At 66.5% G+C, this 16,766-nt stretch carries 19 protein-coding genes; 3 read left to right on the top strand and 16 right to left on the bottom strand.

What is annotated here, in order from left to right:
• Positions 1-39 precede the first annotated feature (39 nt).
• Both AB1281_RS09485 and AB1281_RS09480 read right to left on the bottom strand, forming a co-directional pair.
• The gene (locus AB1281_RS09485) at positions 40-666 is read right to left on the bottom strand and encodes a DNA-3-methyladenine glycosylase (protein WP_430345704.1); all 627 of its coding nucleotides are present in this window, start codon (positions 664-666) and stop codon (positions 40-42) included.
• Positions 667-974: 308 nt separating this feature from the next.
• Positions 975-1,616, bottom strand: coding sequence for a TetR/AcrR family transcriptional regulator (locus AB1281_RS09480; RefSeq protein ID WP_430345703.1), 642 nt, complete (start codon positions 1,614-1,616; stop codon positions 975-977).
• Between the two features lie 123 nt (positions 1,617-1,739).
• Between AB1281_RS09480 and AB1281_RS09475 the strand changes: the two genes are divergently transcribed.
• Positions 1,740-4,028: a TonB-dependent receptor gene (locus AB1281_RS09475; RefSeq protein WP_430345702.1), complete on the top strand. Its 2,289-nt coding sequence runs from the start codon at positions 1,740-1,742 to the stop codon at positions 4,026-4,028.
• A 17-nt stretch (positions 4,029-4,045) separates the two neighbouring features.
• The gene (locus AB1281_RS09470; protein WP_430345701.1) at positions 4,046-4,942 is read left to right on the top strand and encodes a tyrosine-protein phosphatase; all 897 of its coding nucleotides are present in this window, start codon (positions 4,046-4,048) and stop codon (positions 4,940-4,942) included.
• A 54-nt stretch (positions 4,943-4,996) separates the two neighbouring features.
• Here the strand turns inward: AB1281_RS09470 and AB1281_RS09465 are convergent, their stop codons facing one another.
• The 5 genes from AB1281_RS09465 to AB1281_RS09445 all read right to left on the bottom strand — a co-directional run bounded on the left by AB1281_RS09465 (position 4,997) and on the right by AB1281_RS09445 (position 10,690).
• The gene (locus tag AB1281_RS09465) at positions 4,997-6,661 is read right to left on the bottom strand and encodes a tyrosinase family protein (protein WP_430345700.1); all 1,665 of its coding nucleotides are present in this window, start codon (positions 6,659-6,661) and stop codon (positions 4,997-4,999) included.
• Between the two features lie 276 nt (positions 6,662-6,937).
• Positions 6,938-7,195 carry a hypothetical protein gene (locus tag AB1281_RS09460; RefSeq protein ID WP_014037272.1) on the bottom strand — a complete coding sequence of 86 codons (258 nt, stop codon included), beginning with the start codon at positions 7,193-7,195 and terminating at the stop codon, positions 6,938-6,940.
• Positions 7,192-8,544 carry a TFIIB-type zinc ribbon-containing protein gene (locus tag AB1281_RS09455; RefSeq protein ID WP_430345699.1) on the bottom strand — a complete coding sequence of 451 codons (1,353 nt, stop codon included), beginning with the start codon at positions 8,542-8,544 and terminating at the stop codon, positions 7,192-7,194. Before AB1281_RS09455 ends, AB1281_RS09460 begins: the two co-directional genes overlap by 4 nt.
• A 20-nt stretch (positions 8,545-8,564) precedes the next feature.
• Positions 8,565-9,704, bottom strand: coding sequence for an SPFH domain-containing protein (locus AB1281_RS09450; protein WP_014037270.1), 1,140 nt, complete (start codon positions 9,702-9,704; stop codon positions 8,565-8,567).
• Between the two features lie 101 nt (positions 9,705-9,805).
• Positions 9,806-10,690 (bottom strand): NAD(P)-dependent oxidoreductase, encoded by an 885-nt coding sequence (locus AB1281_RS09445; RefSeq protein ID WP_430345698.1) that lies wholly within the window; start codon positions 10,688-10,690, stop codon positions 9,806-9,808.
• A 416-nt stretch (positions 10,691-11,106) separates the two neighbouring features.
• Here AB1281_RS09445 and AB1281_RS09440 point away from each other — a divergent pair, with 416 nt between their 5' ends.
• The gene (locus AB1281_RS09440; protein WP_430345697.1) at positions 11,107-12,603 is read left to right on the top strand and encodes a helix-turn-helix domain-containing protein; all 1,497 of its coding nucleotides are present in this window, start codon (positions 11,107-11,109) and stop codon (positions 12,601-12,603) included.
• A gap of 59 nt (positions 12,604-12,662) precedes the next feature.
• On the opposite strand, the gene AB1281_RS09435 is transcribed toward AB1281_RS09440, so the two are convergent.
• From AB1281_RS09435 to AB1281_RS09395, 9 genes are all read right to left on the bottom strand, one after another.
• Entirely contained in the window at positions 12,663-13,076 is a 414-nt protein-coding gene (locus AB1281_RS09435; protein ID WP_259337381.1) for a hypothetical protein, read from the bottom strand.
• A 29-nt stretch (positions 13,077-13,105) separates the two neighbouring features.
• Entirely contained in the window at positions 13,106-14,185 is a 1,080-nt protein-coding gene (locus AB1281_RS09430) for a hypothetical protein (protein WP_049445052.1), read from the bottom strand.
• Positions 14,186-14,205: 20 nt separating this feature from the next.
• On the bottom strand, positions 14,206-14,553 hold the full coding sequence (locus AB1281_RS09425; protein WP_049445054.1) for a hypothetical protein: 348 nt from the start codon (positions 14,551-14,553) through the stop codon (positions 14,206-14,208).
• A gap of 47 nt (positions 14,554-14,600) precedes the next feature.
• Complete coding sequence (locus tag AB1281_RS09420) at positions 14,601-15,182, bottom strand: RebB family R body protein (protein WP_430345696.1); 582 nt, start codon at positions 15,180-15,182, stop codon at positions 14,601-14,603.
• Entirely contained in the window at positions 15,179-15,415 is a 237-nt protein-coding gene (locus tag AB1281_RS09415) for a RebB family R body protein (RefSeq protein ID WP_005416652.1), read from the bottom strand. The genes AB1281_RS09420 and AB1281_RS09415 overlap by 4 nt, the downstream gene beginning before the upstream one ends.
• A gap of 70 nt (positions 15,416-15,485) precedes the next feature.
• Complete coding sequence (locus AB1281_RS09410; protein ID WP_005416651.1) at positions 15,486-15,758, bottom strand: RebB family R body protein; 273 nt, start codon at positions 15,756-15,758, stop codon at positions 15,486-15,488.
• 60 nt (positions 15,759-15,818) lie between these two features.
• Entirely contained in the window at positions 15,819-16,085 is a 267-nt protein-coding gene (locus tag AB1281_RS09405) for a RebB family R body protein (protein WP_006446865.1), read from the bottom strand.
• A 26-nt stretch (positions 16,086-16,111) separates the two neighbouring features.
• The gene (locus tag AB1281_RS09400; RefSeq protein ID WP_005416649.1) at positions 16,112-16,381 is read right to left on the bottom strand and encodes a RebB family R body protein; all 270 of its coding nucleotides are present in this window, start codon (positions 16,379-16,381) and stop codon (positions 16,112-16,114) included.
• Positions 16,382-16,424: 43 nt separating this feature from the next.
• Complete coding sequence (locus tag AB1281_RS09395) at positions 16,425-16,715, bottom strand: RebB family R body protein (protein WP_005416648.1); 291 nt, start codon at positions 16,713-16,715, stop codon at positions 16,425-16,427.
• Positions 16,716-16,766 lie beyond the last annotated feature (51 nt).

Here is a 16,766-nt window from a genome sequence, read left to right as displayed (position 1 = left end):
ATCGCCACGACGGGGTGATGCCGACGTGACGCATCCCGGTCAGGGTTTGCGGGGCCCGCGCGAGGGACGCACCGAAACGTGACGGTGGTCGCGAACATGCCAGCGCCAGGGAAAGTCCACCGCACGGGTGATGCCGATGCGGGGCCCGACCACCGGATCCCTGGGGGGAGGCAGGCCATCGCTGGCAATGACGATGCCGTGGCTGCCGGTCACCAGGTCTGCGCCATCGAAGCTGCGGTCCAGCCCGAAGGCCTGCGAGAGCTTGCCGGGGCCACTGGCCAGATCATGGTCACGTCGGGCTGCCGGGCGCAGTTCGCGCATTCGTTCCAGCCCCGCCAACGGCTCGGCGGCGCGCAGCAGGACGGCCACGCCTTCACCGATGTGGCCGCAGACCACGTTGCTGCCCCAGTGCATGCCGTAGGTGAAGTACACATACAGATGGCCGGCCTCGCCGAACATGCTGGCGGTGCGCGGCGTCTGCCCGCGATAGGAGTGCGCGGCCGGATCGATGCTGCCGGCATAGGCCTCGACCTCGACGATGCGGGCCGCGCGACCATCGTTGCGTACCAACAGCTTGTTGAGCAGCTCCGGCGCAACGTCGGTAGAAGGGCGCTGGTAGAAGCGACGCGGAAGAATTTTCCAATGATCGGGCAACCCATCCAGCACGGCTGAGGCTCACGTAGCAGAAGGAGCCTGCAGTGTGGCGGCCTCGCGGTGAAGCTGCCGGCACTACCGATCGATCGGCCGGCAGGCGACGCAACGCAGGCATTACGGGGCCGCCCGCCAGCAGCCGCAATGGTGGGGCCCATGGGCTGGGTAGTGCCGGCCGCTGGCCGGCAACCGCGTGACGCCGGGGTGCTGCAGATGCCGGCCAGCGGCCGGCACTACCGGTCGATCGGCCGGCAGGAGGCGCAACGCAGGCATCACGGGGCCTTCCGCCGGCAGCCGCAATGGTGGGGGCGCATGGGCCGGCACTACCCCATCACACGGCCAATCGCATCCGCCAGCAGGGCGCGTACCCGTTCCGGCGGCAGGTCCGGGTCGCGCACAGCACGCATGGCCAGGCCTTCCACCAGCAGCCGCAGCAGCAGGGTGCGCCCGGCAATCTGCTCTTCGTCCACGATCCGGCCCTGATCGGCATCGCGCTGGCGCAGCCAGGCATGGATCGCGGCGCTGGTCTGCTTGTCATGGGTGCGCAGCACCCCGGCCAGCACCGGGTCGCGATGCGCCTCGGCGTTGATTTCCGCATACAGCGCCACGCTGGCGATGGCATTGCCGTGGATCGGCAGCACTTCGCCGCGCGCCCATTGCTGGTAGCACTCAAGCAGCCCATCAACCAGATCGGACGCCGGCGGCATCTCGCTGATCGAGGCCTGGTCGTGGCGCAGCTGGCGCTCGATCAGGGCCAGGATCAGGGCGCGCTTGTTGGCGAAATAGCGGTACATCAGCCCCTGGCTGATCTCGGCCTCGGCAGCGATATCGCCGATCGAGCCGGCATGGAAACCACGGGTGATGAAGCACTTCTGGGCTGCATCGAGGATGCGCCGGCGCTGGGCTTCGGCATGGGCGGCGGCTGGGGCGTCAGCGGGTGCGGCTACGGCGGTTTTCGGCGTCATTGCGTGAGGTCAGGGCGTCCAGAGGCGGGATAGTACGTCACAAAAGGTGTGAATGAACGGTCATTCATTTGTAATTCCCGCCTCCCAGACTGCGCCGGCCTTCTCCTTCCGCGAATGAGTCCGATGCGCCACGCCCTGCTGCACCGCCCGCTGCTCACCCTCGCCATTGCCGCCGCGCTGCCGGCGCTGGCCCATGCCGAAGACAGTTCCAACGCCGACGCTGCCACATCCGCCGATGCCGCGCGCAGCGTGGTCGCCCTCGACCAGGTGATGGTGACTGCGCAGAAACGCGCCACCAACCTGCAGGAGACCCCGATCTCGGTATCGGTGGTCGATGCCGAAGCGCTGAAGGACCGCAGCGCGATTTCGCTGGGCAGCCTGTCCGATGGCTCCATCCCATCGCTGCGGGTCACGCCATTCGCTACCCGCAGCTCGGCGCTGAACATCGGCATTCGCGGCATCGGCGCCTCCGGCGATGCCAACCAGCCGGCCCGCGATGCCGGCGTCGGCATCTACGTCGATGGCGTGTTCATGGGCCGCGCACAGGGCCTGGGCAACATGCTCTACGACGTGGAGCGCATCGAGGTGTTGAAGGGCCCGCAGGGCACGCTGTTCGGCCGCAATACCGAAGGCGGCGCAGTGAGCATCGTGACCAAGGCGCCCACCGGTGAATTCGGCGGCAGCGTCAGCGCCGGCGTGTCCAACTTCAGCGGCTACAACAGTGCGCTGCACCTGGACCTGCCCAAGGTGGGCGATGTCAGCTTCAAGATCGACGCCGTGCAGGCCAAGCGCGGTGGCACCACCGACAACCCGATGCGCGGCGAGCGGGACTTCAACAGCTACGACAAGCGCGGCGCTCGCCTGAGTGCGCTGTGGCAGCCGAGCGATGATTTCTCGCTGTTGTACGCGTTCGACCGCTCCTACGACGCCACTACGCCGTACCACACCCAGGTGCTGGTGCCGGGCGCCTATCTCAGCCCGCTGCAGAAGGCGGGTGCCAGCCTGGACCGCCTTGACAGCGCCATCCTCGGTGGACCGCAGGAAGACAACATCGGCCGCACCAGTGGCCATCTGTTGAACCTGTCGTGGGTGTTGAATGACAACCTGGAGCTGAAGTCGATCAGTTCCTACCGCGAACTCACCCAGGGCCAGTTCGACATGGGCCTGGTCGATGCGATTTCGGCCTATGGTGGCGCCGGCACGCCGTTCGGTCGTTACAGCCTGGCGCAGGTCTACCAGCACCAGTACAGCCAGGAGTTCCAGCTGATCGGCAACACCTCGCAGGTGCAGTTCCTCGGCGGTGCGTTCTACTACCACGAAACCGCCGGTGACAATGCGCAGACCCCGAACATGCTGGTGTGGGGGCCGGGTGGCAACAGCTACACGGTGAACCCGGCGACCAATCCGCTGGATCTTTCCCGCGTGCGCATCGACCGCGCCAGCAAGGCGTGGACCGACAGCCTGGGTGTGTTCGGCCAGGCCACGTGGACGCCGGAAGCACTGCAGCGCCTGCACCTGACCGCCGGCGGCCGCTACACCCGGGATGACAAGAAGGGCAGCCTGTACATCGTCAACGGCACGGCGACGAATCTCGCCTTCAAGGACCGTTGGAGCCGCTTCGACCCGATGGTCAACATCGCCTACGACCTCGGCGAGCACGCGATGGTCTATGCCAGGTACAGCACCGGTTTCAAGGCCGGCGGTGCCAACTCGCGCTCGACCAACTACACCGCGTTCGGTCCGGAAGAAGTGACCGCCTATGAGCTGGGCTTCAAATCGCAGTTCTGGGACAACCGCGCGCGCCTGAACCTGGCCGTGTTCGATTCGACCATCGCGCACAAGCAGATGGATTTTTCGCTGCCGTTCGATCCGAACAGTGGCGAAACCCGCACCACGATGGTCACCACCAATGCGCTGAGCGATGGCAAGTCGCGTGGCGCGGAGCTGGAGTTCAACGTGATGCCGATCGACAACCTCACGCTCGGCCTCAACTACGCCTACACGAAGATCGATGCGCAGACCGCGACCGACCCGTTCGGCGCTGGCGTGCAGGTGACCGTGCAGCCGCTGCTGGCGCCGAAGAACGCGAGCAGCCTTTCGGTCGACTATCTGGTGCCATTCGCCAACTTCTCGGCGCTGAAATTCCATGTGGACGGCAACTGGTCCGATGGCTACTACACCAGCGAGTACGACCAGATGCTGACCGACAGCTCGTTCGTGGTGAATGCACGGGTGGCGCTGGTGGACGTTCCGGTCAACAGCACCGGCACCACCATGTCGTTCTCGCTGTGGGCGCGCAACCTGCTGGATGAGCAGCACCTGTTCTACAAGCTCAACAGCCCGGCGTTGGGCCAGACCGGCATCTTCAACGATCCGCGCACCTTCGGCCTGGATGTGGCCGTCAACTTCTGATTCGAACGGAGAACCCCATGAAGCACCGCTCTACCGAACTTGCCCTGGCCCTGATGCTCAGCCTGCCGCTGGCCGTGACCGCCGTTGCGGCCGATGCACCGCAGGCCACCGCCGCAAAGCCGACGGCCGCTGCCAACGTGAAGCCGGTGGCTGCCGATGCGCAGCGGGTGATCCCGCTGCAGGGGGCCTGGAACGTGCGTACCTTCGCCGGCCTGCAGGGCCGCCACGGTCCGATTCCGGCCGATGCGTTCGTGCGCACCGCCGACCTCGGTCGCCTCACCGATGCCGACCGTGATGCCCTGGCCGCTGCAGGCGTGAAGCTGGACATCGACCTGCGCACCGCGGATGAGGAAGCGCAGTCGCCGGACCTGCTGGCCAGGGATGATCGCTTCGACTACCAGCGCATCTCGCTGATGGGCACCGAGAAGATGGACCTGCAGAAGATGATGAGCAGCTTCCCCGATTCGCTGGGCGAAGCCTACGTGCAGTGGCTGGGCCACAGCCAGCCGCAGTTCAAGCAGGTGTTCCAGCGCATCGCCGCGCAGCAGGATGGCGCCGTGCTGTTCCATTGCACGGCCGGCAAGGACCGCACCGGCATCATCGCCGGCCTGCTGCTGGACCTGGCGGGCGTGCCGAAGGCCGAGATCGTGCACAACTACGCGATCTCCGCGCACTACCTGGAAGGGCAGCCGAAGGACAGTGCGATGAACGCGCAGATCATGGCGCTGATCAAGCAGAACCCCGAGATCGCCCGCAAGATGGCCGGCATGTCCGGTACCGCACCGGACAACATGGAACAGTTCCTGGCGGCACTGCACAGCCAGTACAGTGGTGCCGAGGGTTACCTGAAATCGATCGGCGTCAGCGAACAGGAGATCCAGCAGCTGAAGGTGCGGCTGGGGCAGGCAGGCTGAGGACTGCCAGGCCGAAGGCAGGTGCCGGACCGCGCCGGCACCTGCCGTGCATCATCACGGCTGCAGCGGCGCAACCAGGATGGCGGCGTCGAGCACCGGGAACGTCTGCGGTTCCTGGCCGGACGACGCGACCAGGCGGATCTCCAGCGTGGTCGTTCCGCCATCGGCCGCGCTGAGTGCCTGCAGGGTCCCCAGTTTCTGCGGCAGTGGCACCGCGAACGTGGTGGGATGGCTGTGGTCCATCCCCGCCATGGTCGGCCCGAAGAACGATACGGTGCCGGCGTAGTACGGGCTGTCGGCAGCCACGGAGGTGGTGCCGGCGGGCGCGTTGATCAGCACGTCGAACTCACGCGTATTGTTCAAACCGCGTGGTCGCTCCAGGGTTACTTCGGCAATCAACTGGCGTGGGGCCGACGTGGCCAGGTGCGCGCGCACCGCTTCATTGGGCACGGCCACGCGCACCGCACCATCGGCGCGCGTACCGTGCACCAGCCGCACCGCGCCGGCAGCTGCTGGCAGCGTGGCCGCCTCCAGCAGGTCGTTGCGGCGCGCGTAGACGTAGTCGTAGTCGAAAGCCGTGGTGGAGAAGAATGCGCTGGCCGGACGCTCGCCAACGGGCTTGCCCTGTGCATCGACGAAGAAGCGGAACGGTTCGTTCATGAACTGGCGCCGCTGGTCGACATTGACGGGCATGATCGGCTTGCCGCGGGATTGCTGCAGCTGGTTCCAGACGTCCCACAGGCGGTCCATGTTGGCGTGGTGCAGGTAGAAGATCGGATCGAGTGGTGACAGGAAATTGGTCATGTTGCCGTAGGGGCCGGGATCGACCGCGCCGACGCCACCGATGCAGTTGTGCACCTTGTTGTGCGGGAAGCCTTCGAGCACCGAGAATTTCGTGGCGCCGTCCGGTTGCACCACGTGCGAGGCGGTGCGCGAGCTGGTGAAGCTGCGGCTGACATCGTCGTTGTAGAACTCGACCGGCGACAGCCCTGCGTGAATGGTATCGGGAGACACGGCCGAAGCGGTCTTTGCATCGAAGCCGGGATTCTCGCGCCACAGATAGCGGGCACCGCAGGTGATCGCATACGCCGCATTGCCCGAGATGCCGGTCTTTTCCGCGACGCTGTAGCCGGTCACATCGTTCCAGACATCGTCCGCAGTGAGGTAGCCGCGGAACTTGAGCTGGCCGCGTTGGCCTGCATCCAGCGTGTCCCAGTAGCGCTGCAGCGCCGGGCGCATGAACCGGGTGAAGACTGCCAGGTTGCGCGTATACGGCGCATAGGCGCTGTCAGTGGGCGTCAATACGCCGTCGAACATCGCCGGGGGAATCCGTGGCAGCTCGGTCCAGTCCCAGTAGGGCATGGCGAACTGCGGATCACCACTGAGCGTGCGGATGGTCTGTTCGAAGTAGCCGACATAGCCACGGTGCCAGACATAGAACCACCAGTTCCCATGCGGGCAGTCCATCAGGTGCACGAACGCGTTGCGGAACCAGTTGCGTGGATCGTCTGCCGGCAATGCCAGCATGGCCTTGATGCCGCGTGCATAGCTGGCCAGCATGCGCTGGCCTTCGGGGCTGGTGACGTTGTAGCGGTGGTAGCGTGCCTGTGCGGCCTTGCCGGCCGGCTCAGCACCGCTGGCCCAGGCCCCGGGTGCGACCAGAGACGCCAATGAAGCGCTGGCGGTGGTGGCAAGAAAATCACGACGTGTGTAGCGCATAGCCTTCCCCCTGGTGATTGGTTGAACCGCATCGGGTTACAAATCACTGGCAGGACCGGCGGCAGCGTGGCGGCCGGCCCGACGGGGACATCCAGCCCCGCCGCTTCCACCGGCAGGTGCAACGATGGCCGGGGTGGAAGCGGCGGTAGTATAGGCAGGGCAAGCAGGGCTGATCTGCGAAGCAGACCACAGTCGCAGGCGCGTACACATGTGCCCGGCTGAAGCTGTTCACCGTCGTCGTTGCGGCGTCGCCGATCAGCCAGGCATGGCCTGGCGTTACGGGTCGGGCTTCACCCTGACCACCCGTTTCCGGTACTCGTACACATTGTCACCGCGGATGCGCTTTTCCTCGGTGCCGGTGACCCGGCCCACCTGCTGGTCCGAGCCGGTGACCGGCTTGGCCTCGATCTCGGTCTCGTGCTCGAAGGAGTGCGATTTGTCGGTGTTGCGGTAATAGCGGTACAGCGCCCAGTACAGCGCGGTTGCGCCGGCCGGACCTGCCGCCAACAGCCAGAGGCCACTGTCGTCGCTCATGTCGATGCCACCAGGAAGGCAATTGCGAGGGCTTCAATGACGGTGCCGGTGGCCAGGGCCGCCAGCAGCATCTTCCATTGCTGCACGGGCACGCTGCCCATGGTTTCGCCGGTACGGCCGTTTACCGCGATGTAGTGCAGCATGCCGCCGTTCTTGCCGGGCTGGTGGTACGAATACAACCACACCGGCAGGTACATCGACACCCAGCGGGTGCCATGCACCTCCAGCTGTTCCTGTTCCCAGCGCACGCCACGGTTGTAGCGCTTCACCGAACCTTCCACCTGCGAGCGGGCGATCGACAGCAGCTGGTCTTCCAGCCGCGGCCGCAGCTTCTCCACGTCCAGGTTGCGCTTCTCAGAGGTGAAGCCGGCCAGGTACGAAGCGTTCCACTTCACCGCGTTCTTGGTATCGAACGGCAGGATGGTGTTGATGATGTTGTTGGTGTTGGCGCGGGTATCCAGATTGCCGCGCTCTGCCGAGGATTCCAGCGGCAGGTCATCGACGGTGAAGTCCACCTGGCGTTCGATCTGGTAGACATCGGCGTCGTAGAGCGTGCGCTTGTTCTTCTCGCTGCCCACGGTGTACTGCCGGGTCTGGATCTCGCCCTTGCCAGCCACCGCCGCGCTGACATTGCTGTCGACGATCATGTAGGGCAGGAACACGCCCACCACGTTTTCCGGGGTGAACTGGTCCTTGAACGCCTTCAGCGCGAACATGCGGCGCTTGTCGACGAACTGGCGGATGCGCGCGACCGCATCGTCCTTCTTTATATGGAAGGGCAGCACCGCATCGGGCACCGCGCCGTTGGCGATCTGTTCGTTGACGCCGAACACATGGCGGCACCAGTGGCAGCGCGCCGTCATCGTACTTTCGGTATTGATCGTCACCTCGGCACCGCACCCAGTGCATTTGAACGTCATCAGCGCCGAGGTGTCGGCGTCGATGTCACGTGCGCCGGAGGCGATGACCGTGCCGCGCAGCTGGTCGATGGCCTCGCCCAGCCCGAATTCCTCCTCCACGCGTGCGCCATGCCATTCGTGACGGCAATACAGGCAGACCAGGATGTCGGTACCGGCCTTGGGCCGGATGTCGGTGGCGCCGCACTTCGGGCAGCGGTTGAGGCCGTCCTTCAGCTCGCTGGCCGACGTATCGATGGCCACAGGATCGGGCGCTTCCACTTCATCGCGGATGGCCTGCGGCAGCTTCGAGGTGTCCAGCGGGAAGCTGCCGGGCAGGGGAGGGACGTCCTGCGGCGAACCGGGCCCATCCAACGACGCCGCCGGCAAGGGCGGCGGCGTCGCGGGCGCGGATCCGGGCAGCGGCGGTGGGCCGTTTCGGGGATCGGACATGTTCGTTGTGCGTCCTGCTGTTACAGGCCCAGTGCCTTGGCTTTCAGGGCGTCATAGTCGCCCTGGGTGATCAGGCCCAGGTCCAGCATTTCCTTGGCCTTCTTCAGCTTGGCGACCGGGTCATCAGCGGCCGGGGTGACCGGCTGCTGCATGCCACCCACACCGAACATGCCCGAGGCCATGCCGACGCCGACCAGGCCGGCCGCGCCGCCGTTCTCGCCGGCCGACTGGATGCCCTGGGCGACACTGGCCTGCAGGTTGGAATTGCCGCGCGAGCCCGACAGGGCATCGGCGCGCTGCACGGTCTTCAGCAGCTCGCGGGTATTGGCGTCGTACTCGATGGAGACGATGGCGGTCTTGACGATAGCCAGGCCGCGGTCCGACTTCCACTGGTAACCCTGTTCGACGGCGGCCGACAGGCTCTGCGCGAAGCCCAGCGAGTCCTGCTGCAGCTTGGTGATGCGGTTGCCCTTGCCCGGGTCGTTCGTATACAGGCTGAAGGCCGGGGCCAGCGAACCGACCACTTCATTGAACAGCTGGCTGGCGGCGGCGTTGTCCAGATCGGTGAAGTCGAATACCTGGCCAGGACGCAGATAGCTGGCCGGCACGAAGTTCTTCACGAACAGGATCGGGTCGACGATCTTCAGCGTGTACGAACCACGCGTGACCGCACCCACCTGGGTGTTGAGGAAGCCGTCGTCCCAGTAGATTTCCGACTGGGTACCGAAGCGGTTGTCCGGCAGCTCCTTCAGCGACACGAAGTAGGCCGCCTGCTGCGAGCCCGGCTGGCCGCCGAACTTGAAGCGCTCCCAGCTCTGCTTGATGAAGGTGCTGACCAGGCCGTCACCGGCGAAGATCGACTGCGAGTTCAGATCGTCCGAACGCCACTCGTAGCCACCCGGTTCGGCGACGAACGCGGTGATCGCGCCGTCCTGGAACAGCAGCAGGCCATAGCCCTCCGGCACGATGATCTTCGAGCCGTTGGTGATGATGTTGGACGAGCCGCTGGTGTTGGAGCCGCGCCCGGCGTTGGTGCCCTGCGGCACCGCCGCGAACAGGGCCGCCGTCGAGGGCAGGCCTGTCGGCACGGTGTAGAAGTCCTTCCACTGGTCGGCCAGCACACCACCGACCGCACCCTTCACCGCCTGTACCAGACCCATGTCCAACTCCCTGTGATTCGAGGGCAGGCACCATGCCTGCCGAGCTGGACTGAATATAGCAGCGGGCAGGGACCACTGTGGTGCCGGAAGATGAATCCGGATCAGGCCCCGCCGGTGGCCGGCGGGCGGCCCCGGATCGCCTGCAGTACAGCCGCCATGTCCAGCCCGCCCAGCCCCATCTGCTGCGCCCGCGCGAACAGTGCATCACTGGCGTCGATCAGGGGGGCGTGCATGCCCGCCTCCCGCGCGGCACCGGCCACCAGGCCGCTGTTCTTCAGAACATCGGTGATCGAGGCCTGGACCGCGAAGTCCCCGCGGATCATCTTGTCCAGCTTGATCCGCGATACCTCGCTGGCCATCGGCCCGGCGTTGAGCACTTCGGCGAAGCGCGCCAGGGCAATGCCGTGGTGTTCGGCGAAGTGCACGGCCTCGCCCAGTGCGGTGACCAGCGTGATCAGGTACAGGTTGACCGCCAGTTTCATGCGCAACGCCGCTGGCACCTGGCCGCACGCAATGCACTGCCGGCCCAGCGGCGCAAGCAGGGGCGAGGCCTCCGCAACGTCGGCATCCTCACCGGCCAGCATCACCACCAGTTGCGCGGATTCGGCCTGCACCCGCGAGCCGGAGACCGGTGCCTCCACGTAACGTCCACCCGCCGCGCGGATCTGTTCGTCCAGCGCCTGCGAATACGCCGCCGAGCTGGTGCCCATGTTGATCACCAGGCGGCCGTGAACGCGGGCAGGGAAGGTCGCCGTGTTCCGCCCCAGCACGCTGTCGATGGCCTCGTCGTTGGCCAGCATGAGAACGAGGGTGCGGCATGCAGAGAACACATCCTGCAGTTGCGTGACGGGCTGTACGCCGGCGATGCGTGCCGCTTCGTGGTTGCGACCGGAGCGGGACCAGCCCGGCACGACGTGCCCGGCCCGCGCGAGGTGGCCCGCCATCGGCGTGCCCATCACGCCCAGGCCGATGAATCCCAATGGCATGGCAGGTTCCCGATCATGGCAAGGCGCCCATCATGCCGCAGATCGGCGAAGGGCAGGTTGCGCGCAACACATGCAGTTCACCACGCCCTGTGCTGCATCGCAGGGAAAGATAATCCCGGATATTCACGTGATTATCATCACGATTTTCATGAAACTCGCTTTCGATAATCCCGGAGGCGAATGCGCGTGTCTGCGCGCGGGGAACCGGGATCCGTCCGACGTCCGCATCGTCGACCTACCGACGGCAACCCCCTGGGGGCATGGGGGCGGACAGTGTGCACGTTCACCTGCGTGTGCTGTGGCTGGCGCGAGGCGCGGCGGGGGCGTCGCAGCATCACGCAGTGAAGCCGCACGGTACCCATTGCGCGATCGCCCGCTGCAACGGCAGCGGGTTGCCATTCGAAAGGGGAGTTTCAATGCACAGGCAAGTCAGTGAGATGTTGCAGCGCGCCTATCGACCCCACCGGTCCTTGCCCGACCTGTTGGGCGCGTTCGTGAAGGAGTTTTCGCAACACCATGCAGTGCGAGGCGGCCGCGTCCATCTGCGCGGTTCCGGTGCAGGCCATCCGGACGGGGCCCCGATGGCGGACGCGGACGATGAAACCGGCGCCAGCCAGCGTCTGCCGATCCGCTATGCCGGTGAAGTGCTGGGCGAGCTGCAGCTGGAAACGCAGGCGGGGCGGCTGGACAGCAGTGCGCTGGCACTGGGTGAAGCATTCGCGCATCGCTGCGCGCACCTGATCAAGCGATACGAAGCACAGGCGTGGGCCGAGCAGGCGCTGAGCCGGCCGTTGCTGCTGGTGGGTACCTGTGATGCGCTGAAGCGGCTGGAGGAATTCATCGAGCGCGCTGCCGCCAGTTCACTGCCTGTGCTGCTGCGCGGCGAGTTCGGTACCGAGAAGATGGAACTGGCCGCCGCACTGCACAGCGGCAGTCCGCTGCGGCGGGGGCCCTTCATCGAGGTGAACTGCGCCCATCCCCAGGAGGAACCCTCGGACTGGTTCCGTCACGCGCGTGGCGGCACCCTGTACTTCCACGAAGTCGACGAGTTGCCGGTGGCGCTGCAGGGACAGCTCTCGCATTGCATCCGTGGCCTGCAGCCTGCATCGGGCGAGGCGGGTGCGGCACAGGCCATCCGGGTGATCGCGTCCACCAGCGCCGATCTGGAGCAACGCGTGCGCGACCGGTTGTTCTCGCGGGCGCTGCTGGCCGGCCTCGAGTTCCTGACGGTGGATGTTCCTCCCCTGCGCGAGCGCACCGAGGACATCGGCGCACTGGTTGCGCGCTCACTGCAGATGCATGGCTTCAATCCGCAGGTAATCAGCGAGGACGTACTGCAGACGCTGCGCAGCCACGATTGGCCGGGCAACCTTCTGGAAATGGAGCGCGTGGTGGTTCGCCTGGCGGTCATGACCGGCGGCCGGAGCATCCGCCGCGAGGATGTGCTGCGGCATGCCCCCGGGTTGATGGCCGCCGATGATTCCGTTGGCGCCGACGCAGGGGCCGAGGCCCGCATGGACACGCCGGCAACGCAGGACAACGGGCGCGATGTCGCCGCAGCGGCGGCGGCAACGGCACAGGAAGGCCTGCACGATGGCCTGAAACGTGCCCTGGCCTATCTGAGGGACCATGCCGCGGAGCCGCTCACCCTGGGCGACCTCGCTCGCCAGGCCCATGTGAGCCAGTCGCACCTCGGCTTCCTGTTCCGCAGCGAGCTGGGCACGACCTTCAAGCTGCTGCTGCAGCAACTGCGTATCGAGCATGCCAAGCGGCTGCTGCGGGATGGGCAACGCCTGCGCATTACCGATGTCGCACTGCAGGTCGGCTTCGGTGACCTGAGCCACTTCGAGAAGAGTTTCCGGCGCGTGGTGGGGGTCAGCCCGCGCAGCTACCGGCGAACGGCGGACCAGTAAAAAAATCGCCCCGGTGCAGGCGCGGGCCTGCCCGGGGCGTTGGGGTGGCAGGCCAGGCGTTAGCGCGCGTTGGCTTCAGCAGCGCGCTGGACGGCCAGTTCGGCGGCTTCGTCCGCACGGCGGGCAGCCTGGTTGGCGGCCTCGACCGCGCGTTGCGAAACCTCCATCGCGGCGCAGATGCCCTTTTCACTGGCGGCCATGGCGGCGTCCGCGAGTTCCTGGGCGATCTCCATTGGGGTTTTTCCCGCCGGATAGGCGGGGGTGGGCATGCCGGGAAGCGGGGTCGGGAAGGTCATCGTCGGTGCTCCTGCTGGGGATGAGGGGGGAACACCGTCGTCACGTTCCCCCAGGATATGGCGCAATGCCGCCTGGGCATCGGCCAGGATCTTCTGCGCCTGTTGCCGGGCCGCCAGGCGTCCGGCAGCAACGGCCGCGCCGGCTGCCGAGGCGAGCGCCTCCGTTGCTGCCTGCACGCCATCGCTTCCCGGCGCTGGAGGCGGGTTCACACCGTACCCGCCCGGTAGCCCACCTGCGCTTCATCGCCCAGGTAGTGACGGGAGCGGCGGTAGTCCTGCAGGGTGATCACATTGTCCTCCACCTGTATCAGCGCCTGCCCTCTGGAGCCATCGACCGCGAACTGCACGCTGGCACCATCCTGCCCGAGCTGGCCACGCGAGACCGGGTGTTCGTTGAGGAATTCCTGCGCATCGCGCAGCTGCCACTGCGCGGCTTCGCGCAGGCCGTGGTCATCCCGCAGCAGGTCGGGGCTGTTGTCGAAGCACAATGCCATCTGCTGGGCGGCCAGTGAGATGCGTGCATAACCGATCTGCCGGTTCGCGGCCAGGCTTGCGGCAATCGCCTCGCGCACCTGCTCCGGCGACGGCAGCTGTGGCAGCTGCGGCCCGTCCAGGAAGTCGAACAGCATCGGCAGCAGTTGCTGCAACGCGCGGGTGGCACGATTCATTCGTTGCTCGCTGCTTCCGCCCCCTGCGCTTACGTGCTGGTAGAAACGGAAATAGTCGGCGAACTCAATGGGCCGGCGCGCGTGCAGCAGCGCGAAGCGGGCGGCGTCGGCCAGATCATCGCGCCCTGCGCTGGACATTCCCACCTCACCGGCCAGGTGGTGGAGCGCCACCGATTCACGGAAATCCAGCTGCTGCAGCAGGGGCGCATCGGCTGCGCCGATCGAGGCCAGGAAGGGCCGGAACGCACCGAGTTCGGTATTGGTCAGCAGCCGGTGCCTTGCCAGTACGCCCTGTGCCTCGCTGTGCGACAGGCGTGTCTCTTCGTCAAACTCCATGTGGCGCAAAGCACTGAGATCGCTGCTACCGAGGCTGAGCAGCTTGATCGGGCCGATCTGCAGGCCGATGCGCGGCAACCAGGTCATGCGTGAACCATGCAGGCCCTGCTGCACACCATCAAGCATCGCGCCCTCGTCGGCGAAGGCGTAACGGTGCTCATGCGATTCCATGGCCCACTTCAGCCAGTGCTCGCCGCCGTCGATGAACTGAAGGACATGCCTGCAGGATTGACTGATCAGGTTGGCCTGGGGGATGGAACGACCGGCAATGAAAACGCTCATGCGTGGCTCTCCTGGCGGCCTCACTGGGCCGGAAAATCCTTGAGGACGGTCGCAGCGGCACTGCCGACCCGGGTGAAGTCGTCGGTGGCCCCCTGCATCATGGTCTGCGCCTGCGTGAGCACCCTTGCATACTTTTCGTCCCCCGTCGCCAGGTACTGGGCCATGGCCACGCCGGCGGCGGTGGTCGCAATGGTAGAGACATTGCGCAGGGCATCGGCGGCATCCTGCACGGCGATCGCCGCAGACTGGGCCACCGACTGGTAGGCCTTGCCGGCGCCACTGGTCTTCACCACGGACGCGGACATGGTGGCCGTTTGCACATGGTTGATCACATCGATGACCTGGGCGTTGACGTAGCTCGGGTCCATACGGGCTCCTTGATGGGCGGGTGCGGCCGCAGGCGGCCTGCGCGGTGTCAGGCCCCGGCGTCAGCGTCGCCTGTGGCCGGGGAAGGGGAGTCTGGCGCGGGATCCTGGGCGGGACCTGCGTCCGGATCCGGACCGGACGCGGGGTCGGGCGCAGGACCGGGCGCGGGCACTGCCGCATTGCCTGCAAGCGTTTGGAGCGCATGCAGGCTGCTGGTAGCGGCCGCAGCGTCGGCGGTGGCACCATGGGTCTGTGCCTGCAGGACGCTGATGGCGGTCTTTCCTTCTGCGGTGGCTGCGGCGATCACCGCCGCAGGCGAAGGGGGCGCCGGCACCGGGCCGGGCAGGGGAATCACCTGCGGCGGTGGCGGCGGAGGCGGTTCCGGCGCGGGCGGCGGCACCGGCCAGGGGGCATTGATCATCTTCGCGCAGGTGGCGGTGACCGCTGCGTTGCTGACCATGCCCGCACCCTGCTGGCGCGCGACGGCGTTGTGCATGGCGGTGCCGAGCGTTTCCAGCATCACCATGTCCAGCATGCTGAAGGACTGCGCCGGCCCCTGGGCCACCAGCAGGGTCGACGCAGCGGTGACGCTGTCGACGATCTGGCTGTTGACGGTGTTCTCACTGTTCATGACGGAACGGCTCCCTTCTGGATGATCAGGGCCAGGACCTGCGCCAGGCTTGCGCCGGCGGTTACCTGGCCGCGTTGCTGGTTGGCCACCGCGTTCTGCATGGCAAGGCCGAGGCTGTCGGCCATCGCCAGGTACGTGGCGGACATCGCGAACGAGGGGGCGAGGGCGATCGCCACACCGGATCCGGCGCTGGTGGCTGCCAGCAGGTAGCCGGTGGCGGGCGATGCGGCCATCGATCAGGGGCCCGGCGTGACGCCGCCCTGAGCGGGGGCGCGGTGGTTGGCGTCACGCCGGGCCGACACGTCAGCGCAGGCCCAGGATTTCGCGGGTGGCCACGCCGTTGGAGGCGGTGTCGATCGCATACAGCGTGGACACCCCCTGGGTGGTCGACGCCTGCATGGTCACGTAGGACTGCTGCTGGTTGTTGGTGGCGTTGTGCGCGGCGTTGGACAGCGCCTGGCTGGTGGCCACGAACAGGTTGCCCATTGCGATGGCCGGCGCATCACCAAGCACCTTGGTGTTGACCTGCGAGACCGAATCGGTGATCTGGCTGTTGACGGCGGTGGGAAATGCCATGGTGGAAGCTCCTAGGATGGACAGCACTACAGGATCGGAGATTGCCGGCACTCAATGGATTCAGCCGAGAATCTTCCGGGTGGCGGCGCCGGTGGCGCCGGTATCGACGGCGTAGAGCAGCGCAACGCCCATCGTGGTCGCGGCCTGGGCCGTGACATACATCTGCTGCTGGGCGAGCGTCGCGTTGTGGGCGGCATTGGCCAGCGCCTGCGCGGTGGCCTGGTACAGCGTGCCCATTGCCGTGGCAGGCGCCACGCCCAGCACCTGCAGGTTGGCCTGGCTGACCGAGTCGGTGATCTGGTCGTTGACGGCCGTGGGAAATGCCATGGCTCAGCTCCTTGCCTGCCGGCGCATCACGCGCCGAGGATCTGCTTGGTGGCCACGCCGGTGGTGGCGGTGTCGATCGAGTACAGCGTGGCCACGCCCATGGTGGTGGCCGCCTGCGCCGTCACATAGGACTGCTGCTGCGCATTGGTGGCGTTGTGGGCGGCGTTGGCCAGCGCCTGTGCAGTGGCCTGGTACAGATTGCCCATGGCCACGGCGGGCGCGTCGCCCAGCACCTTGGTGTTGGCCTGGGTGACTGAATCGGTGATCTGGTCGTTTACAGCGGTCGGGAATGCCATATCGATCTCCTTGGGGTTGGCGGGTCAGCTACGGAACGACGGATCAGGAACCCAGGCCGCGGACGCGGGTGCTGAGGATCTCCTTGCTCGCTACCGCTGTGGTGGCGGTATCGATCGAGTACAGCGTGGCCACGCCCATGGTGGTGGCCGACTGCGCGGTCACGTAGGACTGCTGCTGCGCGTTGGTGGCGTTGTGGGCGGCATTGGCCAGCGCCTGTGCGGTGGCCTGGTAGAGATTGCCCACCGCCACGGCGGGCGCGTCGCCCAGCACCTTGGTGTTGGCCTGGGTGACCGAATCGGTGATCTGGTCGTTTACCGCGGTTGGAAATGCCATGTCCTGCTCCTGCGAAAGGGTGGAAGTGCGTGGTATCCAGTCTCACGGTGC

The sequence above is a fragment of the Stenotrophomonas sp. NRRL B-14846 genome, assembly GCF_050473585.1.
Taxonomy (GTDB): domain Bacteria; phylum Pseudomonadota; class Gammaproteobacteria; order Xanthomonadales; family Xanthomonadaceae; genus Stenotrophomonas.
This window is presented reverse-complemented; position numbering and strand designations above follow the sequence as displayed.